This is a genomic window from Bradyrhizobium sp. MI1.4 (genome assembly GCF_055811315.1).
Genome location: NZ_JBVVPP010000003.1, coordinates 354542 through 370040 on the forward strand (window position 1 = coordinate 354542; position 15499 = coordinate 370040).

18 protein-coding genes are annotated in these 15499 nt (G+C 63.6%); 12 read left to right on the plus strand and 6 right to left on the minus strand.

Translation table 11 applies throughout. The features are described from left to right. The first annotated feature begins 93 nt into the window (after positions 1–93). From AC0L23_RS05845 to AC0L23_RS05860, 4 genes are all read left to right on the plus strand, one after another. Positions 94–1086 (plus strand): zinc-dependent alcohol dehydrogenase family protein, encoded by a 993-nt coding sequence (locus tag AC0L23_RS05845; protein ID WP_085362375.1) that lies wholly within the window; start codon positions 94–96, stop codon positions 1084–1086. A gap of 16 nt (positions 1087–1102) precedes the next feature. Further along, complete coding sequence (locus tag AC0L23_RS05850; protein WP_085362451.1) at positions 1103–2008, plus strand: VOC family protein; 906 nt, start codon at positions 1103–1105, stop codon at positions 2006–2008. A 75-nt stretch (positions 2009–2083) separates the two neighbouring features. Further along, positions 2084–3061, plus strand: a complete 978-nt coding sequence (locus tag AC0L23_RS05855; protein WP_085362376.1) for a tripartite tricarboxylate transporter substrate binding protein — start codon at positions 2084–2086, stop codon at positions 3059–3061. Between the two features lie 177 nt (positions 3062–3238). Further along, on the plus strand, positions 3239–4618 hold the full coding sequence (locus AC0L23_RS05860; RefSeq protein WP_085362377.1) for a carbohydrate porin: 1380 nt from the start codon (positions 3239–3241) through the stop codon (positions 4616–4618). 34 nt (positions 4619–4652) lie between these two features. Here AC0L23_RS05860 and arsC read toward each other — a convergent pair whose 3' ends face one another. Genes arsC through AC0L23_RS05875 form a run of 3 tightly spaced genes read right to left on the minus strand, consistent with a single transcriptional unit; the run spans position 4653 to position 6110 of the window. Beyond that, positions 4653–5054: an arsenate reductase (glutaredoxin) gene (gene arsC, locus AC0L23_RS05865; protein ID WP_018458501.1), complete on the minus strand. Its 402-nt coding sequence runs from the start codon at positions 5052–5054 to the stop codon at positions 4653–4655. Next, positions 5051–5755 carry an aquaporin gene (locus tag AC0L23_RS05870; protein ID WP_018458502.1) on the minus strand — a complete coding sequence of 235 codons (705 nt, stop codon included), beginning with the start codon at positions 5753–5755 and terminating at the stop codon, positions 5051–5053. Before AC0L23_RS05870 ends, arsC begins: the two co-directional genes overlap by 4 nt. Next, on the minus strand, positions 5748–6110 hold the full coding sequence (locus AC0L23_RS05875) for an ArsR/SmtB family transcription factor (protein ID WP_018458503.1): 363 nt from the start codon (positions 6108–6110) through the stop codon (positions 5748–5750). Before AC0L23_RS05875 ends, AC0L23_RS05870 begins: the two co-directional genes overlap by 8 nt. 129 nt (positions 6111–6239) lie before the next feature. On the opposite strand from AC0L23_RS05875, the gene AC0L23_RS05880 reads away from it, so the two are divergent. From AC0L23_RS05880 to AC0L23_RS05890, 3 genes are all read left to right on the plus strand, one after another. Then, a complete protein-coding gene (locus AC0L23_RS05880) occupies positions 6240–6557 on the plus strand; it encodes an ArsR/SmtB family transcription factor (RefSeq protein WP_018458504.1) in 318 nt (105 codons plus the stop codon). Positions 6558–6607: 50 nt separating this feature from the next. Beyond that, positions 6608–7975: an NAD(P)-binding domain-containing protein gene (locus AC0L23_RS05885; RefSeq protein ID WP_018458505.1), complete on the plus strand. Its 1368-nt coding sequence runs from the start codon at positions 6608–6610 to the stop codon at positions 7973–7975. Between the two features lie 115 nt (positions 7976–8090). Then, positions 8091–9272 (plus strand): MFS transporter, encoded by a 1182-nt coding sequence (locus AC0L23_RS05890; RefSeq protein WP_018458506.1) that lies wholly within the window; start codon positions 8091–8093, stop codon positions 9270–9272. A gap of 12 nt (positions 9273–9284) precedes the next feature. On the opposite strand, the gene AC0L23_RS05895 is transcribed toward AC0L23_RS05890, so the two are convergent. Genes AC0L23_RS05895 through AC0L23_RS05905 form a run of 3 tightly spaced genes read right to left on the minus strand, consistent with a single transcriptional unit; the run spans position 9285 to position 11715 of the window. After that, on the minus strand, positions 9285–10085 hold the full coding sequence (locus AC0L23_RS05895) for an ABC transporter permease (protein ID WP_018458507.1): 801 nt from the start codon (positions 10083–10085) through the stop codon (positions 9285–9287). Then, the gene (locus AC0L23_RS05900; RefSeq protein WP_018458508.1) at positions 10082–10678 is read right to left on the minus strand and encodes an ABC transporter ATP-binding protein; all 597 of its coding nucleotides are present in this window, start codon (positions 10676–10678) and stop codon (positions 10082–10084) included. The genes AC0L23_RS05895 and AC0L23_RS05900 overlap by 4 nt, the downstream gene beginning before the upstream one ends. After that, positions 10672–11715 (minus strand): Cj0069 family protein, encoded by a 1044-nt coding sequence (locus AC0L23_RS05905; protein WP_026233598.1) that lies wholly within the window; start codon positions 11713–11715, stop codon positions 10672–10674. The genes AC0L23_RS05900 and AC0L23_RS05905 overlap by 7 nt, the downstream gene beginning before the upstream one ends. Positions 11716–12195: 480 nt before the next feature. Here AC0L23_RS05905 and AC0L23_RS05910 point away from each other — a divergent pair, with 480 nt between their 5' ends. From AC0L23_RS05910 to AC0L23_RS05930, 5 genes are all read left to right on the plus strand, one after another. Continuing rightward, positions 12196–12429, plus strand: coding sequence for a hypothetical protein (locus tag AC0L23_RS05910; protein ID WP_026233600.1), 234 nt, complete (start codon positions 12196–12198; stop codon positions 12427–12429). 16 nt (positions 12430–12445) lie between these two features. Then, the gene (locus AC0L23_RS05915) at positions 12446–13354 is read left to right on the plus strand and encodes a DUF1259 domain-containing protein (protein WP_018458514.1); all 909 of its coding nucleotides are present in this window, start codon (positions 12446–12448) and stop codon (positions 13352–13354) included. 153 nt (positions 13355–13507) lie between these two features. Beyond that, positions 13508–13819 (plus strand): conotoxin, encoded by a 312-nt coding sequence (locus tag AC0L23_RS05920; protein ID WP_240543400.1) that lies wholly within the window; start codon positions 13508–13510, stop codon positions 13817–13819. Positions 13820–14222: 403 nt separating this feature from the next. After that, positions 14223–14357 carry a hypothetical protein gene (locus AC0L23_RS05925; protein WP_274535550.1) on the plus strand — a complete coding sequence of 45 codons (135 nt, stop codon included), beginning with the start codon at positions 14223–14225 and terminating at the stop codon, positions 14355–14357. A 90-nt stretch (positions 14358–14447) separates the two neighbouring features. Then, a complete protein-coding gene (locus AC0L23_RS05930; protein ID WP_018458517.1) occupies positions 14448–15197 on the plus strand; it encodes a sulfite exporter TauE/SafE family protein in 750 nt (249 codons plus the stop codon). Positions 15198–15499: the final 302 nt, after the last annotated feature.

The following is a 15499-nucleotide window of genomic DNA, read 5'->3' on the forward strand; positions in this document are numbered from 1 at the left end:
CGATGGCTCAACATGCCGCGCCAACGACCATCTTGCAATAATTTTCGTAAACGGTATGATTTTCGAAAATATGGCTGGGGAGGCGTGTGACATATGAGAGCGGTGCTGGTGCGTCAGCCGGGTGGGCCGGATGCACTCGAATTGGTTGAGCTTCCGGTGCCTGTGCCCGGACCAGGCCAGGTGCAGATTCGCGCCGAAGCGTTCGGCGTTGGGCAGCCCGATGTGCTGATCCGGCGTGGCGTCTACAAATGGATGCCGCCACTGCCGGCCAATCCGGGCAACGACGTCACCGGCCGCATTGCCGCGCTTGGGTCCGGCGTCGAGGGGCTTGCGATCGGCCAGAAGGTGCTGCTGAGCGCGCGCGACCTGCCGCAGCGCGGCGGCTGCTACGCCGATTATGTGGTCGCGCCCGCGGACGCCATTCACGTGCTGCCCGACAATGTCGATCTGCAGGCGGCCGTGTGCCTGTCGAACTACCAGGTCGCTTACGCGCTGCTGCACGAGTGCCGCCATCCGCGCGCACCGGCGAGCGTGCTGGTGATCGGGGCGGCGGGTGGTGTCGGCACCGCGCTGGTACAGCTTGCCAAGCTCGCACAGATGAATGTCATCGGCACGGTCTCCACCGAGGAGAAGGCCGCATTCGCGCGGGGCAACGGCGCCGATGAGATCATCTTCTACCGCCGCGAAGACGTGGTGGCGCGGACCCGCGAGCTGACGAAGGGCGAGGGCATCGGCCTCGTGCTCGATCACGTCTGTGGGCCTGAGTTCACCGGCTATCTCGGCGCGCTCGGCAAATGGGGGACGCTGCTGTCGTACAACGCCTTCGCCGGGTTGCCGGAAGAAAACCTGATGGCGGCGATGCGCGACCATCTCGACATCTGCCCGGCGATACGCTGCTTCTCCTTTCACATCTACGACCACGATCGCGACGGGCGTCGCGCGCTCATGCGCAATGTGATTGACGCGCTGAGCCGCAATGCGATCAAGCCGGCGATCTCGGCGGTCCTGAAGCTCGACGAGGTCAGGCAGGCCCACACGCTGCTCGAGCAGGGCTCCGCGCTCGGCAAGATCATCATGACGCCATGAGGGGGTGGATCGCACGATGACGACACAAGCACCCATTGCACGCTTCACCCGGCTCCGGCACGCGAGCTTTGCCTCGCCAGATCCCGAGCGGTTGCTCGACTATTACCGCGCCGTGATCGGTCTTGGCCGCGTCGGCCGCGACGGCAACCGCATCTTCCTCGCTAACGATGCCGAGCAGCTTTCGCTGGTGATCGAACCCGGCGACGCGGCGCTGACGAGCATCGCCTTCGAGATATCTCCTGAGGTCCAGATCGAGACGCTCGGCGCGGCGCTGAAGCAGGCCGATCTGCGGCCCGAATTTCAGAGCGATCCGCTGCCTGGCGTTTCCAGGCTGCTGTCGTTCAGCGATCCCGAAGGAACGCGCTTCGAGTTGATCCAGGGCTGGACGCCGACGCCCGCGCAGGAGCGGATCGGAGCGCTTGCCGTCAGCAAGCTCGGCCATGTCGCGCTTGCTACGCCCGATCCGCGCGCGGCCTCGGAGTTTTACGCGAACATGATGGGCCTGCGCGTCTCCGACTGGATCGAGGATCGCTTCGTGTTCATGCGCAGCGGCTTCGAACATCACACGCTGAACTTCGCCCGCGCGCCCGTCCGTGGCCTGCATCATGTCGCGTTCGAGCTGCGTGGTGCCGCCCACATGCACGAGGCCTGCGATCATCTCGCGCGGCACAAGCTGCCGGTTCTCTGGGGACCGGTGCGTCATGGCCCCGGGCACAACACCGCGATCTACCACCGCAATCCCGACGGGCATGTGGTCGAGCTGTTCTTCGATCTCGACCGCATGACCGACGAGGCGCTCGGCTATTTCGAGCCGCGTCCCTGGCATCGCGACCGACCGCAGCGGCCAAAAGTCTGGGTCGGCCTGCCCCGCGATGTCTGGGGCATGCCGCCATCGCCTGAATGCACGGAGTTCGCCCGGTAGCGGATCAAACGCGAGTTGAAGAAACGCCGCCTCGTCGCGGCCAACGATAGAACAATCAAAAGGGAGGACGCATCCATGCAACGGATGAAGCGGCTTGCTGCGGCGATTTTTCTGTTTGGCGGTTTTTTCGCAACCACTTCGGCGTCGGCGGAGAATTATCCATCGCGCCCGATCCGCCTGCTGCACGGATTTGCCGCGGGCGGGGCGGCCGACACGCTGTCGCGCATCATCGCCGACGGGCTCTCGAAAAAGCTCGGACAACCGATCATCGTCGAGGCCAAGCCCGGTGCCGGCGGCAACATCGCCGCGGATGCCATCGCGAAAGCGGCGGCCGACGGCTACACGATCGGGCTCGTCACCGGCGCTCACGCCATTTCCGCGGCGACCTACAAGAGCCTCGCCTACCAGCCGGCCGAGAGCTTCGAGATGATCTCGACGCTGGTCTATTACGCGCTCGTCATTGCCGTGCGTAGCGACTACCCGGCAAAATCGCTGGGCGAGCTCGTCGCCATGGCAAAGCAGAAGCCCGGTGCGCTCAGCTTCGGATCGGTCGGTTTCGGCAGCACGCACCATCTTGCAGGAGAGCTGTTGAACGCAGCCGCCGGCGTCGAGATCGTGCACGTGCCCTATCGCGGCGATTCCCAATCCGTCACCGCGCTGCTCGGCGGAGAGGTTCCGGTGATCGTCGGCACCCCCGTCCTGCTCGCCTCGCAGATTCAGGGCGGTGCGATCCGCGGCCTGGCGGTGACCTCGCCGGCGCGCACCGCATTGTTGCCCGACGTGCCGACGGTTCAGGAAGCCGGTATCAAGGGATATGACGTGCGCACCTGGGCCGGCCTGCTGGCCCCGAAGGGAACGCCGCCCGGCATCATCGCCGCACTCAATGCGGCGACGCTGGACGCTCTCAAGGATCCCGACCTCAAACAGCGCCTGGAGACCGCCGTCGGCGGCGAGGTTCGCGGCAGCTCGCCGGAGGAGATGAAGACGCTGATCGAGACCGAGATCAGCAAATGGATCGGCGTGGTGGAGCGGGCGAAGATCCCGAAGATCTGATGGTCGAAGTGCAAAAGTGAACATAGTACCGCCTCGCGCATGCGCTAGTTAACAGCGCGCGAATCGGATTTCCGCGCCGGCGCACATTGTTCGACGGCCCGCTTGAATGTCGGGCAGCGGCGTGCGTCATTGATCGCTCAGGAGGTGAGCGTGGCCGCCAGAGCAATCAGGTATTCGATGCGGGCGTTGATCGTTGCGGCTTGCCTGGTCGCGGCTGCCCAGTCCGCGGCTCAGGAAGACAAGAAAACCGACGACGACAAGCCTGCCGATCCCGATACAGGCGAGAGCACCATCGAGGAGAAAACGCTCGGGCTGCTGCCGAACCCCTGGCAAAAGTACGGGGTGAAGTTTGCGGCCACCTATATCGGCGAGGTGCTCGGAAATCCGACCGGCGGTCTGAAGAAAGGTGCGGTCTACGAAGGCAGGCTCAATCTCGCCGTCGATCTGGATTTCGAAAAACTCGTCGGCATCGACAAGCTGACCTTTCACGCCAACATGTTTCAGATCCACGGCGAAGGCCTCTCGCGCTCGAATCTGCAGAATTTCTTCGTCGTCAGCGGGATCGAAGCGTTGCCCTCGACGCGACTCTACGAGGCCTATTTCGAGAAGCAGTGGGGCGACAAGAAACTATCGCTCAAGCTCGGGCAGCTGGCGGCCGACAGCGAGTTCTTCAATACCAAGTACACGGATGTGTTCACCAACGCCTCGATGGGTTGGCCGGCGATCACGTCGCTTGCTTTGCCAAGCGGCGGGCCGTCGCCGCCCTTGGCGGCCGTGGGCGCGCGCCTCCTGTGGAACGTGACGGACCAGTTGTCCGTCCTTGGCGCGATTTTCGACGGCGCCCAGGCCGGGCCCGGTTCCGGCGATCCGCAGGAGCGTAACCGGTATGGCTTCAATTTCCGGGTCAACGATCCGCCGCTTCTGCTCGGCCAGGTTCAATATGCCTGGAATAACAGGAAGGGTGACCCGAACTTGACCGGCCAGTTCAAGGTCGGTGGCTGGCGTCATTTCGGATCGTTCGGGGATCAGCGCTTCGCATCCAACGGCGTCTCGCTGGCCGCGCCAACGAGCAGCGGGGAACCGCGGCTCTTGTCGGGCGATATTGGAGCCTGGGCGGTCTTCGAGCAGCAGATTTATCGGATGCCGAACAGCGACGATCGCGGCATCGGCATTTTCGCACGCGTGTCCGGCGCGCCGGCTGACCGCAATCTGGTCGATGTCTATGCAGATGGCGGCGTCGAGCTCATCGGGCTCAGCAATGCACGCCCCGACGACAAGTTCGGCATTGCCGCCGGATATGCGCATGTCTCAAAACGGGCCCAGACGCTCGACGCCGATTATGCCAGGTTCGTCGATCCGCGCTGGCCGGTGCGAAGCTTCGAGGCGCTGCTCACGGCCGTCTATCAATACCAGATCAAGGATGGCTGGACCGTTCAGCCGAACTTTCAATACATCGTCCATCCCGGTGGCGGCGCGACGGCTCCGGCTAGTCCGCTGCCGGGACGGGCATTGCGCAATGCCTCGGTTTTCGGATTGCGCACGACCCTGAAATTTTAAGTCGAGGCAAACGCGAGTGAGGCCATGTCGGCAATCATCGCGCCTCGACCACCTCGCCATCCTCCTTCACGAACCGGCCGACGGGATTGTCCAGGAGATCGATGACGGCTTCCGAGGGCCGGCACAAGCGTGTGCCCTTGGGCGTCACCACGATTGGACGGTTGATCAGGATGGGGTGCGCGAGCATCTGGTCGATCAGCTCGTCGTCCGACCATTTGGGGTCGTGGAGGCCGAGCTCCTTGTAGGGCGTGCCTTTTTCCCGCAGCAGCGCGCGAACGGAGATGCCGAGGGCCTTGACGAGCTCGACGAGCTTTTCGCGCGACGGCGGCGTCTTCAGATATTCGATCACGTCGGGCTCGACGCCGCTTTGCCGGATCATCGCCAGCGTGTTGCGCGAGGTGCCGCAGGCGGGGTTGTGATAGATCGTGACGCTCATAAGGTAGTCTCCGCGATTGGGATGGGGCCTCGCGCCTGGGGCGGTCCGAGCAGCCAGTTCATCAACAGCATGGCGGCAAAGGCTCCGCAGAGCTCCGCGAGAATGAATCCGGGCAGGTCGGTGGGACGTATGCCCGCGAACGTGTTGGTCAATGACCTCGCGATAGCCACGGCCGGATTGGCGAACGAGGTCGAGGCCGTGAACCAATAGGCCGCCGTGATGTACAGGCCGACCAGCCAGGGGACGGCCGCCCGCTGGAAACGGATGCCCGCGACGATCGTCGCGACCAGACCGAAGGCGGCGACGGCCTCGGCGAACCATTGCGGTCCCCCGGTTCGCACCTTCGCCGAGAAATCGAGCAGCGGCAGCCCGAACATCAGATGCGCCGCCATCGTTCCCGCGATGCCGCCGGCAATCTGCGCGACGACGTAAAGTGCGGCGTCGTTCACCGGTAGCTCGCGCTTGCCGGTGAAGACCAGCGTGACGGCCGGATTGAAGTGCGCGCCGGAGATCGGTCCGAGCACGGTGATCAGGACGACCAGAATGGCGCCGGTCGGCAACGTGTTGCAGAGAAGCGCAAGCGCGACATCCTTGGTCAGCGTCTCCGCCATGATGCCGGAGCCGACCACGGTGGCGACGAGAATGCCCGTGCCGAGCGCCTCGGCCGCGAGGCGGCGCGGAAGATCGAATTGATCAGGCACGGCTCCGCTCCCTTCGTCTCGGCTTGCAGCAGGCTTGCAGGGTTTCGACGACCGGCTCGCAAACTTCCGGCCGCCCGCCGCAGCAATCCCGCAGCAGGAAGACCGCAACGTCGCGGAATTCGGTGAGGTTGGCGCGGTAGACGATCGAACGGCTGTGCCGCTCGGAGGTGACGAGGCGCGCGCGCGTCAGGATCGACAGATGGGCAGATAGCGTGTTCGATGGGACTTCCAGCAGGCGGGCGAGATCGCCCGCCGCAAGGCCATCGGGCTCGTGCCGGACAAGCGTTCGGAACGCCTCCAGTCGGGTCGGCTGGGACAGCGCGGCGAGCGCCAGGACGGCTTCTTCTGTTTCCATATATCCAGACTTATGGAACTAATTGGAACGCGTCAATCCGGAATTCCATGGTGGGCGACCGAATAGTTATTTCGAATATTCTAGAAATATGGTTTGACAGTTGACATCGGCAGGCGCATCGTGGCGGCCATGAAGATCGACGACGCAGCAGCACGCCTCGAAGCTTTGGGTAACCGGACGCGACTCCAGATCTACCGGGCCCTGGTCCGGGCCGGGCACTCCGGCATGCCCGTCGGTCGCTTGCAGGACAAGCTGAAGGTACCGGCGTCGACCCTGTCGCATCACATCAAGACCCTGGTCTCGGTCGGGCTCGTCAGCCAGGTCCGGGAATCGACGACTCTGATTTGCCACGCAAACTTCGACGCGATGCGGGGTCTGGTCGATTTCCTGGCGGCGGAGTGCTGCGCAGACGAAGTCGGATGCAAGACGACGCAAACGGCGGCGTGATTTTTTTGGCTGATATTGTTCGATGATTCTAGAAGTATGGGAGAAGCCGAATGAACGCTAAGACGGTCGCCATCATCGGGGCAGGGCCTGTCGGACTCGCAGCAGCTGCGCACGTCCTGGAGCGTGGCATGTCACCCATCGTTCTGGAGGCAGGATCCGAAGCGGGGCACGCGGTGCGCCAGTGGCAGCAGGTCCAGCTCTTCTCGCCGTGGGAGTACAATGTCGACAAGGCCGCCGCGCGCCTGCTCGCGCCGACGGGATGGAATTCGCCGGACCCGAGCGCCTATCCGACCGGCGGCGAGCTGATCGATCGATATCTGACGCCGCTTGCGACGCGAACGCCATTGCGCGAGGTGATCCGGACATCCAGCCGTGTCTCGGCCATCAGCCGCGTCGGCTTCGACAAGGCGAAGACGAAGGGGCGTGAGCTGGCCCCTTTCGAAATCCGCTACCAGAACGGCAAGGGCCCCGAAGTGCTGCGCGCCGATGCGGTGATCGACACATCAGGTACATGGTTCTCGCCCAATCCTGCCGGAGGTAATGGTCTGCCCGCGATCGGCGAGCGTGAATGCGCTGGCCACATCGCCTACGGCATGCCCGATGTCCGGGGGGCCGGTCGCGCCAGATATGCCGGGAGGACCGTTGCGGTGCTCGGCGCTGGCCACTCCGCGGTGGGCACACTGATCGATCTCGTGCATCTCGCGGGCGAGGCGCCGGGGACGCAAGCTATCTGGCTGTTGCGCGCCGCCGATCCCGCCAAGGCGTTTGGTGGCGGCCGGAATGACAAGCTCGCTGCACGCGGAGAGCTCGGCAGTGCGTTCGCTGCGCTCGTTGCCTCCGGCAAGATCAGGGTGGAAACCGAATTCGGCGTCACGCATCTGGCTGAGACCGAGGGCCGCCTCGAGATCGCGGCCGGCTCGGGTTGCAGCGGACGGAGCGTGATCGTGGACGAGCTGATCGTCTCGACGGGCTTTCGTCCCGATTTTTCGTTCCTGTCCGAATTGCGCCTGCGGCTCGATCCCGCTATCGAGGCGCCGGTCGCCCTGGCGCCGCTGATCGATCCTAACGAGCACAGCTGCGGCACCGTGCGCCCGCACGGCGCCCGCGAGCTCGCGCACGAAGAGCCGGGCTTCTACATGGCGGGCATGAAGTCGTATGGTCGCGCGCCAACCTTTCTCATGATGACAGGATATGAGCAGGTGCGCTCGATTGCGGCCGATCTCGCCGGCGACAAGAAAGCCGCCGCAAGGGTGGAGCTCGTGCTACCGGAGACCGGCGTCTGCACGCGCGGCGGCGTCGAAGCCGCCGGCGCCGTATCAGGATGTTGCGGTGGGCCGGCGAAGCAGGAATCAACGGCCTGTTGCGCCGCCGACGAAGCAGCAAAGAAGGCCGGCGCTTCGGGGTGCGGTTGTTTATGAAGTCGGTTCTTGCAGCTGATGCCGGAGAGTTATCCATTGTGGTTCGTGCGCCGTTTCGGCGTGGGGGCGGGAGGACAGCATTCGTAACTTGAGCGGCCGGTCTCTGATCGCGGTGATGTGCATCGGCCAGGTCGGCAATCTGCTGCCGCACGTGACGCTATCCGCCAATCTGGCGCAGCATCTGATGCCGACGTGGGGCCTCTCGGCGGCCGAAGGCGGCTTGATGGCGAGCGGTTACGCGTTCGGCTACATGCTCGCCGTGCCCGTGCTGACGACATTGACCGACCGGATCGACGCACGGCTCGTCCTGCTCTGGGGTTCGATCGTCAGCGGGCTGGCGACCGCAGCGTTCGGAATCTTCGCGCAAGGGTTTTGGTCCGCGACCGCGATCTGGTCCCTGGCAGGGCTTGGATTTGCCGGCGCCTACATGCCGGGCCTGAAGGCGCTGACGGATCGGCTTCCCGCCGGCGATAGTTCACGCGCCGTCACGCTATACACGTCGAGCTTCTCGGTCGGCGTCGGTCTCTCGTTCCTGGTCGCGCAGCTGATCGCCGACCGTTGGGGATGGCGGACCGCCTTTCTTGTCACCGGCTTCGGTCCGATCGCGATGGTCGTCGCGTGCCTTCTGATGCAGGAGCAGCGGCCCGCGCCGAAGGCGGGGCGTCTGCTCAACTTCGCGCCCGTCTTCGCCAATCGCGAGGCGCTCGGATACATCTTCGGCTACGGCGCCCATTGCTTCGAGCTCTACGGCATCCGCACCTGGCTGGTCGGGTTTTGGACCTTCGTCGTCGCCCATCAAGGCGCCCCGTCGTGGTTGAGCCCCGTCGTGCTGAGCTTCTGCTTTGCGGTGATCTCGATGCCGGCCAGCATCCTCGGCAACGAGGCCGCGCTGAAATTCGGGCGCCATCGCGCGATCACGGTCGTGATGATCGCGTCGGCTTGCGTCGCGCTGGTCATCGGCCTCAACGCGACAGCGCCGGCATGGGTGCTGGCACTGCTGCTGCTCGTCTATGGCCTGACCGTGCCGGCGGATTCGGGCGCATTGACCGCCGGCATGTCGGCCGCGGCTGTGTCCGAACATCGCGGCGCGACCCTGGCTCTGCATTCGACGGTCGGCTTCGGCCTGTCGGCGGTCGGCGCCTGGGGCACCGGCGCCGCCCTCGATGCAGCCGGCGGCCCGCAGAGCGCGACCGGCTGGCTCTTGGCGTTCAGCGTCCTCGCGGTCGGGATTGCACTGGGGCCGCTGGCGCTGCTGTGGGCGCGGAAGGTGCAGCCTGGTGGGGCGAAGTCGATATGAGGTCGCGCAATTCTACTCGGCGGTGGAAAATCGATCGAGGCGCAATCGATGCCGATGATCGGTCAGAAGGCGAGCGCCTCCCGTCACGGCGGCGAGCGTCCCCAATCCCGTCCCGCCGGCGATCAAGAACATGATCAAGAGTTGATACTTGACGGCGTCGATCGGTTCGACGCCTGCAAGGATTTGACCGGTCATCATCCCCGGCAAAGAGACAAGGCCGATCGCAGCCATGCTGTTCATGATTGGCGTGAAGCCGCTTCTCAATGCGTCCCGCAGGACCGGCAGCAACGCCTGATACCGGGTACCGCCAAGAGCAAGGCAAGCTTCGACGGCGGCTCGTTCGCGCACCAGTGTATTCGTCAGCACGTCCAGGCCCAGGCTTATTCCCGTCATGGTGTTGCCCAGGATCATGCCCAACAATGGCAGCGCATAGCGCGGATGATACCACGGATCCGGACGTAGCTCCGTCAGGAGCGCGAACATCGTGACGGTACCGGCCGCCAGCAGCATGCATCCCGCTCCTAAGCCATAGCTCCAGATACCCGGCAGGCGTCGCTTTTGCCGAGCGACGATTTCCCGTGACGCGAAGAGAACCATGATGACGGCGGCGAGGGCGGTCCAGAGCGGCGAGACCGCGGCAAACAGGAACGTCAATACGTATCCAACGAGCACCAGCTGAAGCACCATCCGCACGGTGGCGATGGCCAGCTGCTTTTCAAGCTTGAGGCGGAGAGCGAGCGAGAGAGCGCCGTCCATGACGACAAGGAGCGCGGGCAGAACCAAATCGCCGTATGCCAAGTGAATGTAATTCACGGCCGATTGTCCTCGATCCCGCCGTCGGCATTCATCACAATGACCCTCGACCCGACGCGGCAGGCCTGGGCGTTGTCGTGAGTGCTCCAGACGACACTCGTTCCGTTCGAAATGCGTTCCGCGATCAAAGATTCCACTGCCGCCGTCGATGCCGAATCGAGGGCCGATGTCGGCTCGTCCAGGAGAAGAACCCGCGACCGCAGCATCAGCGCCCGCACTAGCCCCAGCCGTTGTCGCTCGCCGGTCGACAGTCTTTGGACCGGCCAGGGACCGCAACTGCACGGCAACCCCAGTCTCATGACCAGCGGTAAGGCATCATCCCAGCAGCTGAAGTGATCTTGCACGATGTCTGACCACCAGCCCGGCTCGGCAGCGAGGTAGGTCACCCGCTTGCGCCAAGCCGGAGCGGGCATGGCCTCCCTGAGCGTTCCGTCCAGTTCGACCATTCCTTCGTTGGGATCGAGGTCCGCGATCGAGCGAAGGAGCTGGGTCTTCCCGGCGCCAGAAGGCCCTTGCAGGGCGACGCATTCGCCGTCCTGCAAGTCGAATGAAACGGAGAGGTGCAAGCGCTTGAGCGCGCGGACCGTCAGCATGTGTCAAAGCTTCGCCGGAGCCGATCGGCAACTCGCCTCGCGATCTCCGCCGGCGCCTCGTCCGGATAAGGATGCACCGAGCTGACATTGATCTCGCCGAGGACATAGCTGTCGGTCCCGTCGGGAAGGACCGGACCAAGCATGAAGTCGGCGTCCCAAATCGCAGGCAGGTCAAGTCGCGCAATATCCAGCAACGACGTCAGCTGGGGCGTCCACTCGTCTTCCATCAACCGACGCAGCCGCTGGAAACGCGGCTCTGCGTTCGAGGTGTAGAGGCGCGGTCCGGCCTCGGAACGGGCGGCCGGCGAGTCGACCAGGGCTTTGACCTTGTGATAGCCGAAGCCGGCACAGCGATCGCCCGCCATGTAGCAACGCACCACGCCTTCGCTTAAGCGAGGCTGGAATGGTTGGTCGATCACGCTGCCGTTCTCGAAATACTCCGCGCAACGACGGAGAAAATCATCCAGCGTCAGTTCCTCGGGCGCGTCTTTCGTCGCGTCCAGCACCTTTATCATGGAGGAGGTCGGCAGACTCTCGACCTTCCAGACGCCTTGGCCGCCATTGCCCCGGTTGCGCTTGATCACGCGCGGACCAGCGGCGAGCCGTGTCGGCAACTCGGCGCGCATGGCCTCGGCGCTTTGATATAACGCCGTGTCGCATCCCCAGCCCATCGAGCGGGTACGATAGAGTACCTCCTTGGTGCCCATCTTGAGGATGACATCGGGATGAGCGCTGACCCACACGCCCTGAGCCGCGACGTCTCGCAGCAATGCGTCGAGACCAGCGCGATCTCGACGGTCTTGAATGGGGTTGACCCAGACCAGCACGCCGTCAATCGCGAGCAATTGTTCACGAACGTCCTCGGCGAAGCTTTCATCATAGATCGCCGGCTGGGCTTCAATGCCGACGGCGGCGAGTGCTTCGAAGACGTGTACGAAGCGGCTTTTTTGCGCCGTCGCATCCCGCCGCGCGGCAGCGTCTCCGCGTGAGAGGATGGCGACGGTGTGTCGATGAGAAGGGTGTCGTTCGATGTCCATGCGCAAGCTCCACGAATGGCGTGCTGCGCAGAGCTTGGACCGAGGCCTCACGGGGAGTCTGCTTTGTCCCCACGCAAAGGACACTAGCGGGGCCGTCCGCGAGTTTCAAGACATGGCTGGCGCGGTTCCGCGGAGCGGTGAATTCTTTGTGACGTTCGTCGGCGACTTCGGTGGGCCGCCCGAAGCCTACGCCCGTTGACAGCCGCCGCCCTCGGGTTTTTACTTGGGGTTCGGGGATGTGCGATCTCCCCGTGAGGCGACATGCCCAAGCATCGCGTCCTGATCACCAAGGGCGCACCATGTCATCATACTTTCCTCGATTGCATCCAGCAGACTGGCTCGATTTCTCGGCACGGCGTCCGCGCCGGTCGCATCGCTGTGCGCATTGATGCCGCGGCCTGTTGCGCCGTGTTGGCACCGAGTAGGGGAAGATCGCGAAACGGACTTCACTTGGGGCAGGACAAGACCAGGAGAATGATCATGCGAACACGAGCAATCTTCCGCACGGTCCTGTTGCTTGCGATCGCGGGCGTGCTGTCGAGCGCGCACGCTCTGACACAGGAGGAGTTGGTCGCCAAGATCCAGGCGGCCGGCTACGCGCAAGTCAGCGATATCAAGTCGACGGCTGAAGGCGTCACCGCCAAGGCGGTGAAGAACGGCAAGGCGGTGACGCTGGTCGTCGACAGCAGTGGTCGGGTTAAAGAGCGAAACTAAGCCGAGGAGTAGCACGATGAAAAGAATCATCTGGGCCGTGGTCGGCATTGGCGTCTGCCTTCTTGCATTTCGCTTCGGCCCCTTCATCCCGGCATATGCCCAGGATGCCGACTGGCAGAAGGTGGACGAGACCCTGGGCCGCAAGCCCGCCGTCTCGGACGACGTCCGCCGTTTCGGCTTTCCCCGCACCGATCTCTCCGTGACATTGGACGGCGTCGCGATCAAGCCGGCGCTGGCGCTCGGTGGCTGGATCGCGTTCAAGCCTGCGCATGGCGGCGCCATGGTCATGGGCGATCTTGTGCTGCTCGAAACCGAGATCAATCCGGTGATGGCGAAGATGATCGCGAGCGGGCTCGAGATCACCGCCGTGCACAATCATCTGCTGCGTGCGAGCCCGGCGACGTTCTACATGCACGTCGCCGGACATGGCGACCCGGTCAAGCTGGCCGCGGCGATCCATGATGCCCTGGCCGAAAGCAAGACCCCGCTGACGGTCACGGCGCCGGCGAATCCGCCGCCCGCCATCGACCTCGACACGGCGAAGCTCGACCAGATCATCGGCGTCAAGGGGCAGGCGAACGGCGGCGTCTACCAGTTCAACGTGAAGCGGCGCGACCCCATCACGGAGGACGGCATGCTGTTGACGCCCGTCGCCGCCATGGGTGTCGCAATCGCCATCAACTTCCAGCCGACGGGCGCGGGTAGGGCGGCCATCACGGGCGACTTCGTGCTGACCAGCGACGAAGTGAACCAGGTCATCCTCGCGCTTCGGACGCACGGCATCGAGGTGACCGCGCTGCACAGCCACATGCTGGACGAACAGCCTCGGCTCTTCTTCATGCACTTCTGGGCCAACGACGATGCCGTCAAGCTTGCCGAAGGCCTCCGCGCGGCGCTCGACAAGACGGCGAGCACGAAGAGCTGATGCGAGGCGGGAGCTGCGCGCGAAGAGGTTCGGTGAAATGCGAGCCGGCCAAATTCACGCGCAAGTATCGCATTGCAGCACTGAAACGGCTCCGACCGTTCCGAACCCAAGCTTGTATCGGTCGTTACCGTTCTACGAACGGAGGAGGTAGGCATGCGTGTCCTAGTGATCACCGCGGCAGTATTACTGTCTTGTACGCTCAGTCCCTCACGCGCCGACGAGACGGCTCCTGCACGTCAGGCGCAGGCGACCGTTCCGGTGCAGCCGGATCGAACTCCCGAGCAAGCTGAACAGGCCCGAGACCAAGACAGGAAGAACGCCGAAGACGTTAAGATCGAACGTGATTGGAAGGCGCAAGGCGGCACCGATGGCGATCGCGCCGGCCGAGCCAATCAATCGGATCAGGATCATCAAACGGTGGGACGTGATTGGCGGGCCCGGCCAGACAACGCCGAGCGTCGTTGAGACAAAATCGAATCCTCTGCGGTCCAAGCCGACAGCGACATATATGGGTGACACGATCACGAGCACCAGCAGGTGACGAGAAGCTTGGTCGGATCCGCGCCGTCTAGTGGTTAGAAACAAAGCTTCGACGGCATTGACAAATTCGACCGGCGCGTAATATTTGCCTCACGGGGAAGCGATCTCCCCGCGAGGCGACATGCCCAAGAATCGCGTCCCGGTTTCGACAAGGACGCTGCATGTCTTCCGTTTTCCGATCCCCTCTCCAAGCCGCTTTATCCGTCTCGCGCCCGCCAGGGCCTCGCTGTCGGCGGTGGGATCACCGTGCCGACGGACTCTGCCGGGCGGGCAGCGATCGTGAACCATCCAACTCGAAATTCATCCGTGATCTCAACGGAGGACTGCCATGACCTACGTCATGAAGCCGCTGTCGTGCGACCCGAGTCGAATCCGCGGCATGTCGGACGAAGTCCATTATCGCTTCGTCTACGACCAGGACGGCACGCTTGGAAGCTATTCGATGGGCGAGAGAAGCATCTGACATAACAACTGACGATTCGGGGATACCGAGACCTCCCCGTGAGATGGAGTCCCATCCAAGCGCTCGCCACCTCGATCCGGGGACGATCATATGGACGCACTTGGCTTCGCTATCTTTGCTCTTGCCGCCCTTGCCGGTGGCTTCGTCAGCGGCTTCTCTGGCTTCGCGATGGGCCTGGTCGTCTCTGGTGTCTGGCTGCACATCATCACGCCGATCCAGACCGCCACTTTGATCGCGGGGTACGGTCTGCTCACCCAAGGCTACGGCATTTATAGGCTGCGACATGTCCTGGATCTGCGCAAGGCATGGCCTCTCGCGCTTGGAACAGTCATCGGCATTCCGATTGGCGTTGAAATTCTCGTCTATCTCAATCCCCTCTATCTGAGGTTCGGAGTCGGTGTGTTGTTGATGATTTACTCCATTTACGGCTTGGCGCGCCCTGTGTTCGCGCCCATGAGAATCGGCACCGGAGCAGACATCGCAATAGGCATCTCGAATGGGATGCTTGGCGGGTTGACGGGGCTCGGCGGCGTGATCTCCACGATATCGTGCCAATGGCGCGGTTGGCCGAAGGATTTGCAGCGGGCCGTGTTTCAGCCGGTGCTGTTCATCGCCTTCGTGGTCATCTCCTTGTCCCAGGCAGCGGCCGGCTCCATTACCAGGGAAACACTGGTGCTGTACGCGTTGGGCGTTCCCTTCATGGTCGCCGGCCTTTGGTCCGGCTTCAAGATGTTCGGGACCATCCAGGACGAGACCTTTCGCAAGGCTGTGTTGGCACTGTTGCTGTTGGCGGGGCTCTCGCTGGTCGTCTCGACCCTCCCTTTTTCCGCTGATCGATAAGGGCATCATGCTATTGAAGCGACTGGGCGTCATCGCCATCCCGAACGGACTGAACAGCGATTTCGATCACGCCGCGTTCGATCCGAAGACGCGCCGCGTCTTCACGGGGGCCTCCTCGCATTCTCCGATGAGTGATGAGTGCAGATCGAGCGCGGCAGGCCGCGCGCGAATTCAATCTTCTGCATGGGCCAGGGTTGCGCTGCCATCCATGCTGGCTTTGTTGATGGGAGATGCTATGGGGCGGCGGCGAGGATATTGCATCCATCGTCGCTGATGTGAACCGATGGAGCATCCCATGCAGA

Coding starts and splice junctions, on each gene's coding strand:
- AC0L23_RS05845 (WP_085362375.1), top strand. CDS start 94: ATGAGAGCGGTGCTGGTGCGTCAGCCGGGTGGGCCGGATGCACTCGAA.
- AC0L23_RS05850 (WP_085362451.1), top strand. CDS start 1,103: ATGACGACACAAGCACCCATTGCACGCTTCACCCGGCTCCGGCACGCG.
- AC0L23_RS05855 (WP_085362376.1), top strand. CDS start 2,084: ATGCAACGGATGAAGCGGCTTGCTGCGGCGATTTTTCTGTTTGGCGGT.
- AC0L23_RS05860 (WP_085362377.1), top strand. CDS start 3,239: ATGCGGGCGTTGATCGTTGCGGCTTGCCTGGTCGCGGCTGCCCAGTCC.
- arsC (WP_018458501.1), bottom strand. CDS start 5,054: ATGAGCGTCACGATCTATCACAACCCCGCCTGCGGCACCTCGCGCAAC.
- AC0L23_RS05875 (WP_018458503.1), bottom strand. CDS start 6,110: ATGGAAACAGAAGAAGCCGTCCTGGCGCTCGCCGCGCTGTCCCAGCCG.
- AC0L23_RS05880 (WP_018458504.1), top strand. CDS start 6,240: ATGAAGATCGACGACGCAGCAGCACGCCTCGAAGCTTTGGGTAACCGG.
- AC0L23_RS05885 (WP_018458505.1), top strand. CDS start 6,608: ATGAACGCTAAGACGGTCGCCATCATCGGGGCAGGGCCTGTCGGACTC.
- AC0L23_RS05890 (WP_018458506.1), top strand. CDS start 8,091: ATGTGCATCGGCCAGGTCGGCAATCTGCTGCCGCACGTGACGCTATCC.
- AC0L23_RS05900 (WP_018458508.1), bottom strand. CDS start 10,678: ATGCTGACGGTCCGCGCGCTCAAGCGCTTGCACCTCTCCGTTTCATTC.
- AC0L23_RS05905 (WP_026233598.1), bottom strand. CDS start 11,715: ATGGACATCGAACGACACCCTTCTCATCGACACACCGTCGCCATCCTC.
- AC0L23_RS05910 (WP_026233600.1), top strand. CDS start 12,196: ATGCGAACACGAGCAATCTTCCGCACGGTCCTGTTGCTTGCGATCGCG.
- AC0L23_RS05915 (WP_018458514.1), top strand. CDS start 12,446: ATGAAAAGAATCATCTGGGCCGTGGTCGGCATTGGCGTCTGCCTTCTT.
- AC0L23_RS05920 (WP_240543400.1), top strand. CDS start 13,508: ATGCGTGTCCTAGTGATCACCGCGGCAGTATTACTGTCTTGTACGCTC.
- AC0L23_RS05925 (WP_274535550.1), top strand. CDS start 14,223: ATGACCTACGTCATGAAGCCGCTGTCGTGCGACCCGAGTCGAATCCGC.
- AC0L23_RS05930 (WP_018458517.1), top strand. CDS start 14,448: ATGGACGCACTTGGCTTCGCTATCTTTGCTCTTGCCGCCCTTGCCGGT.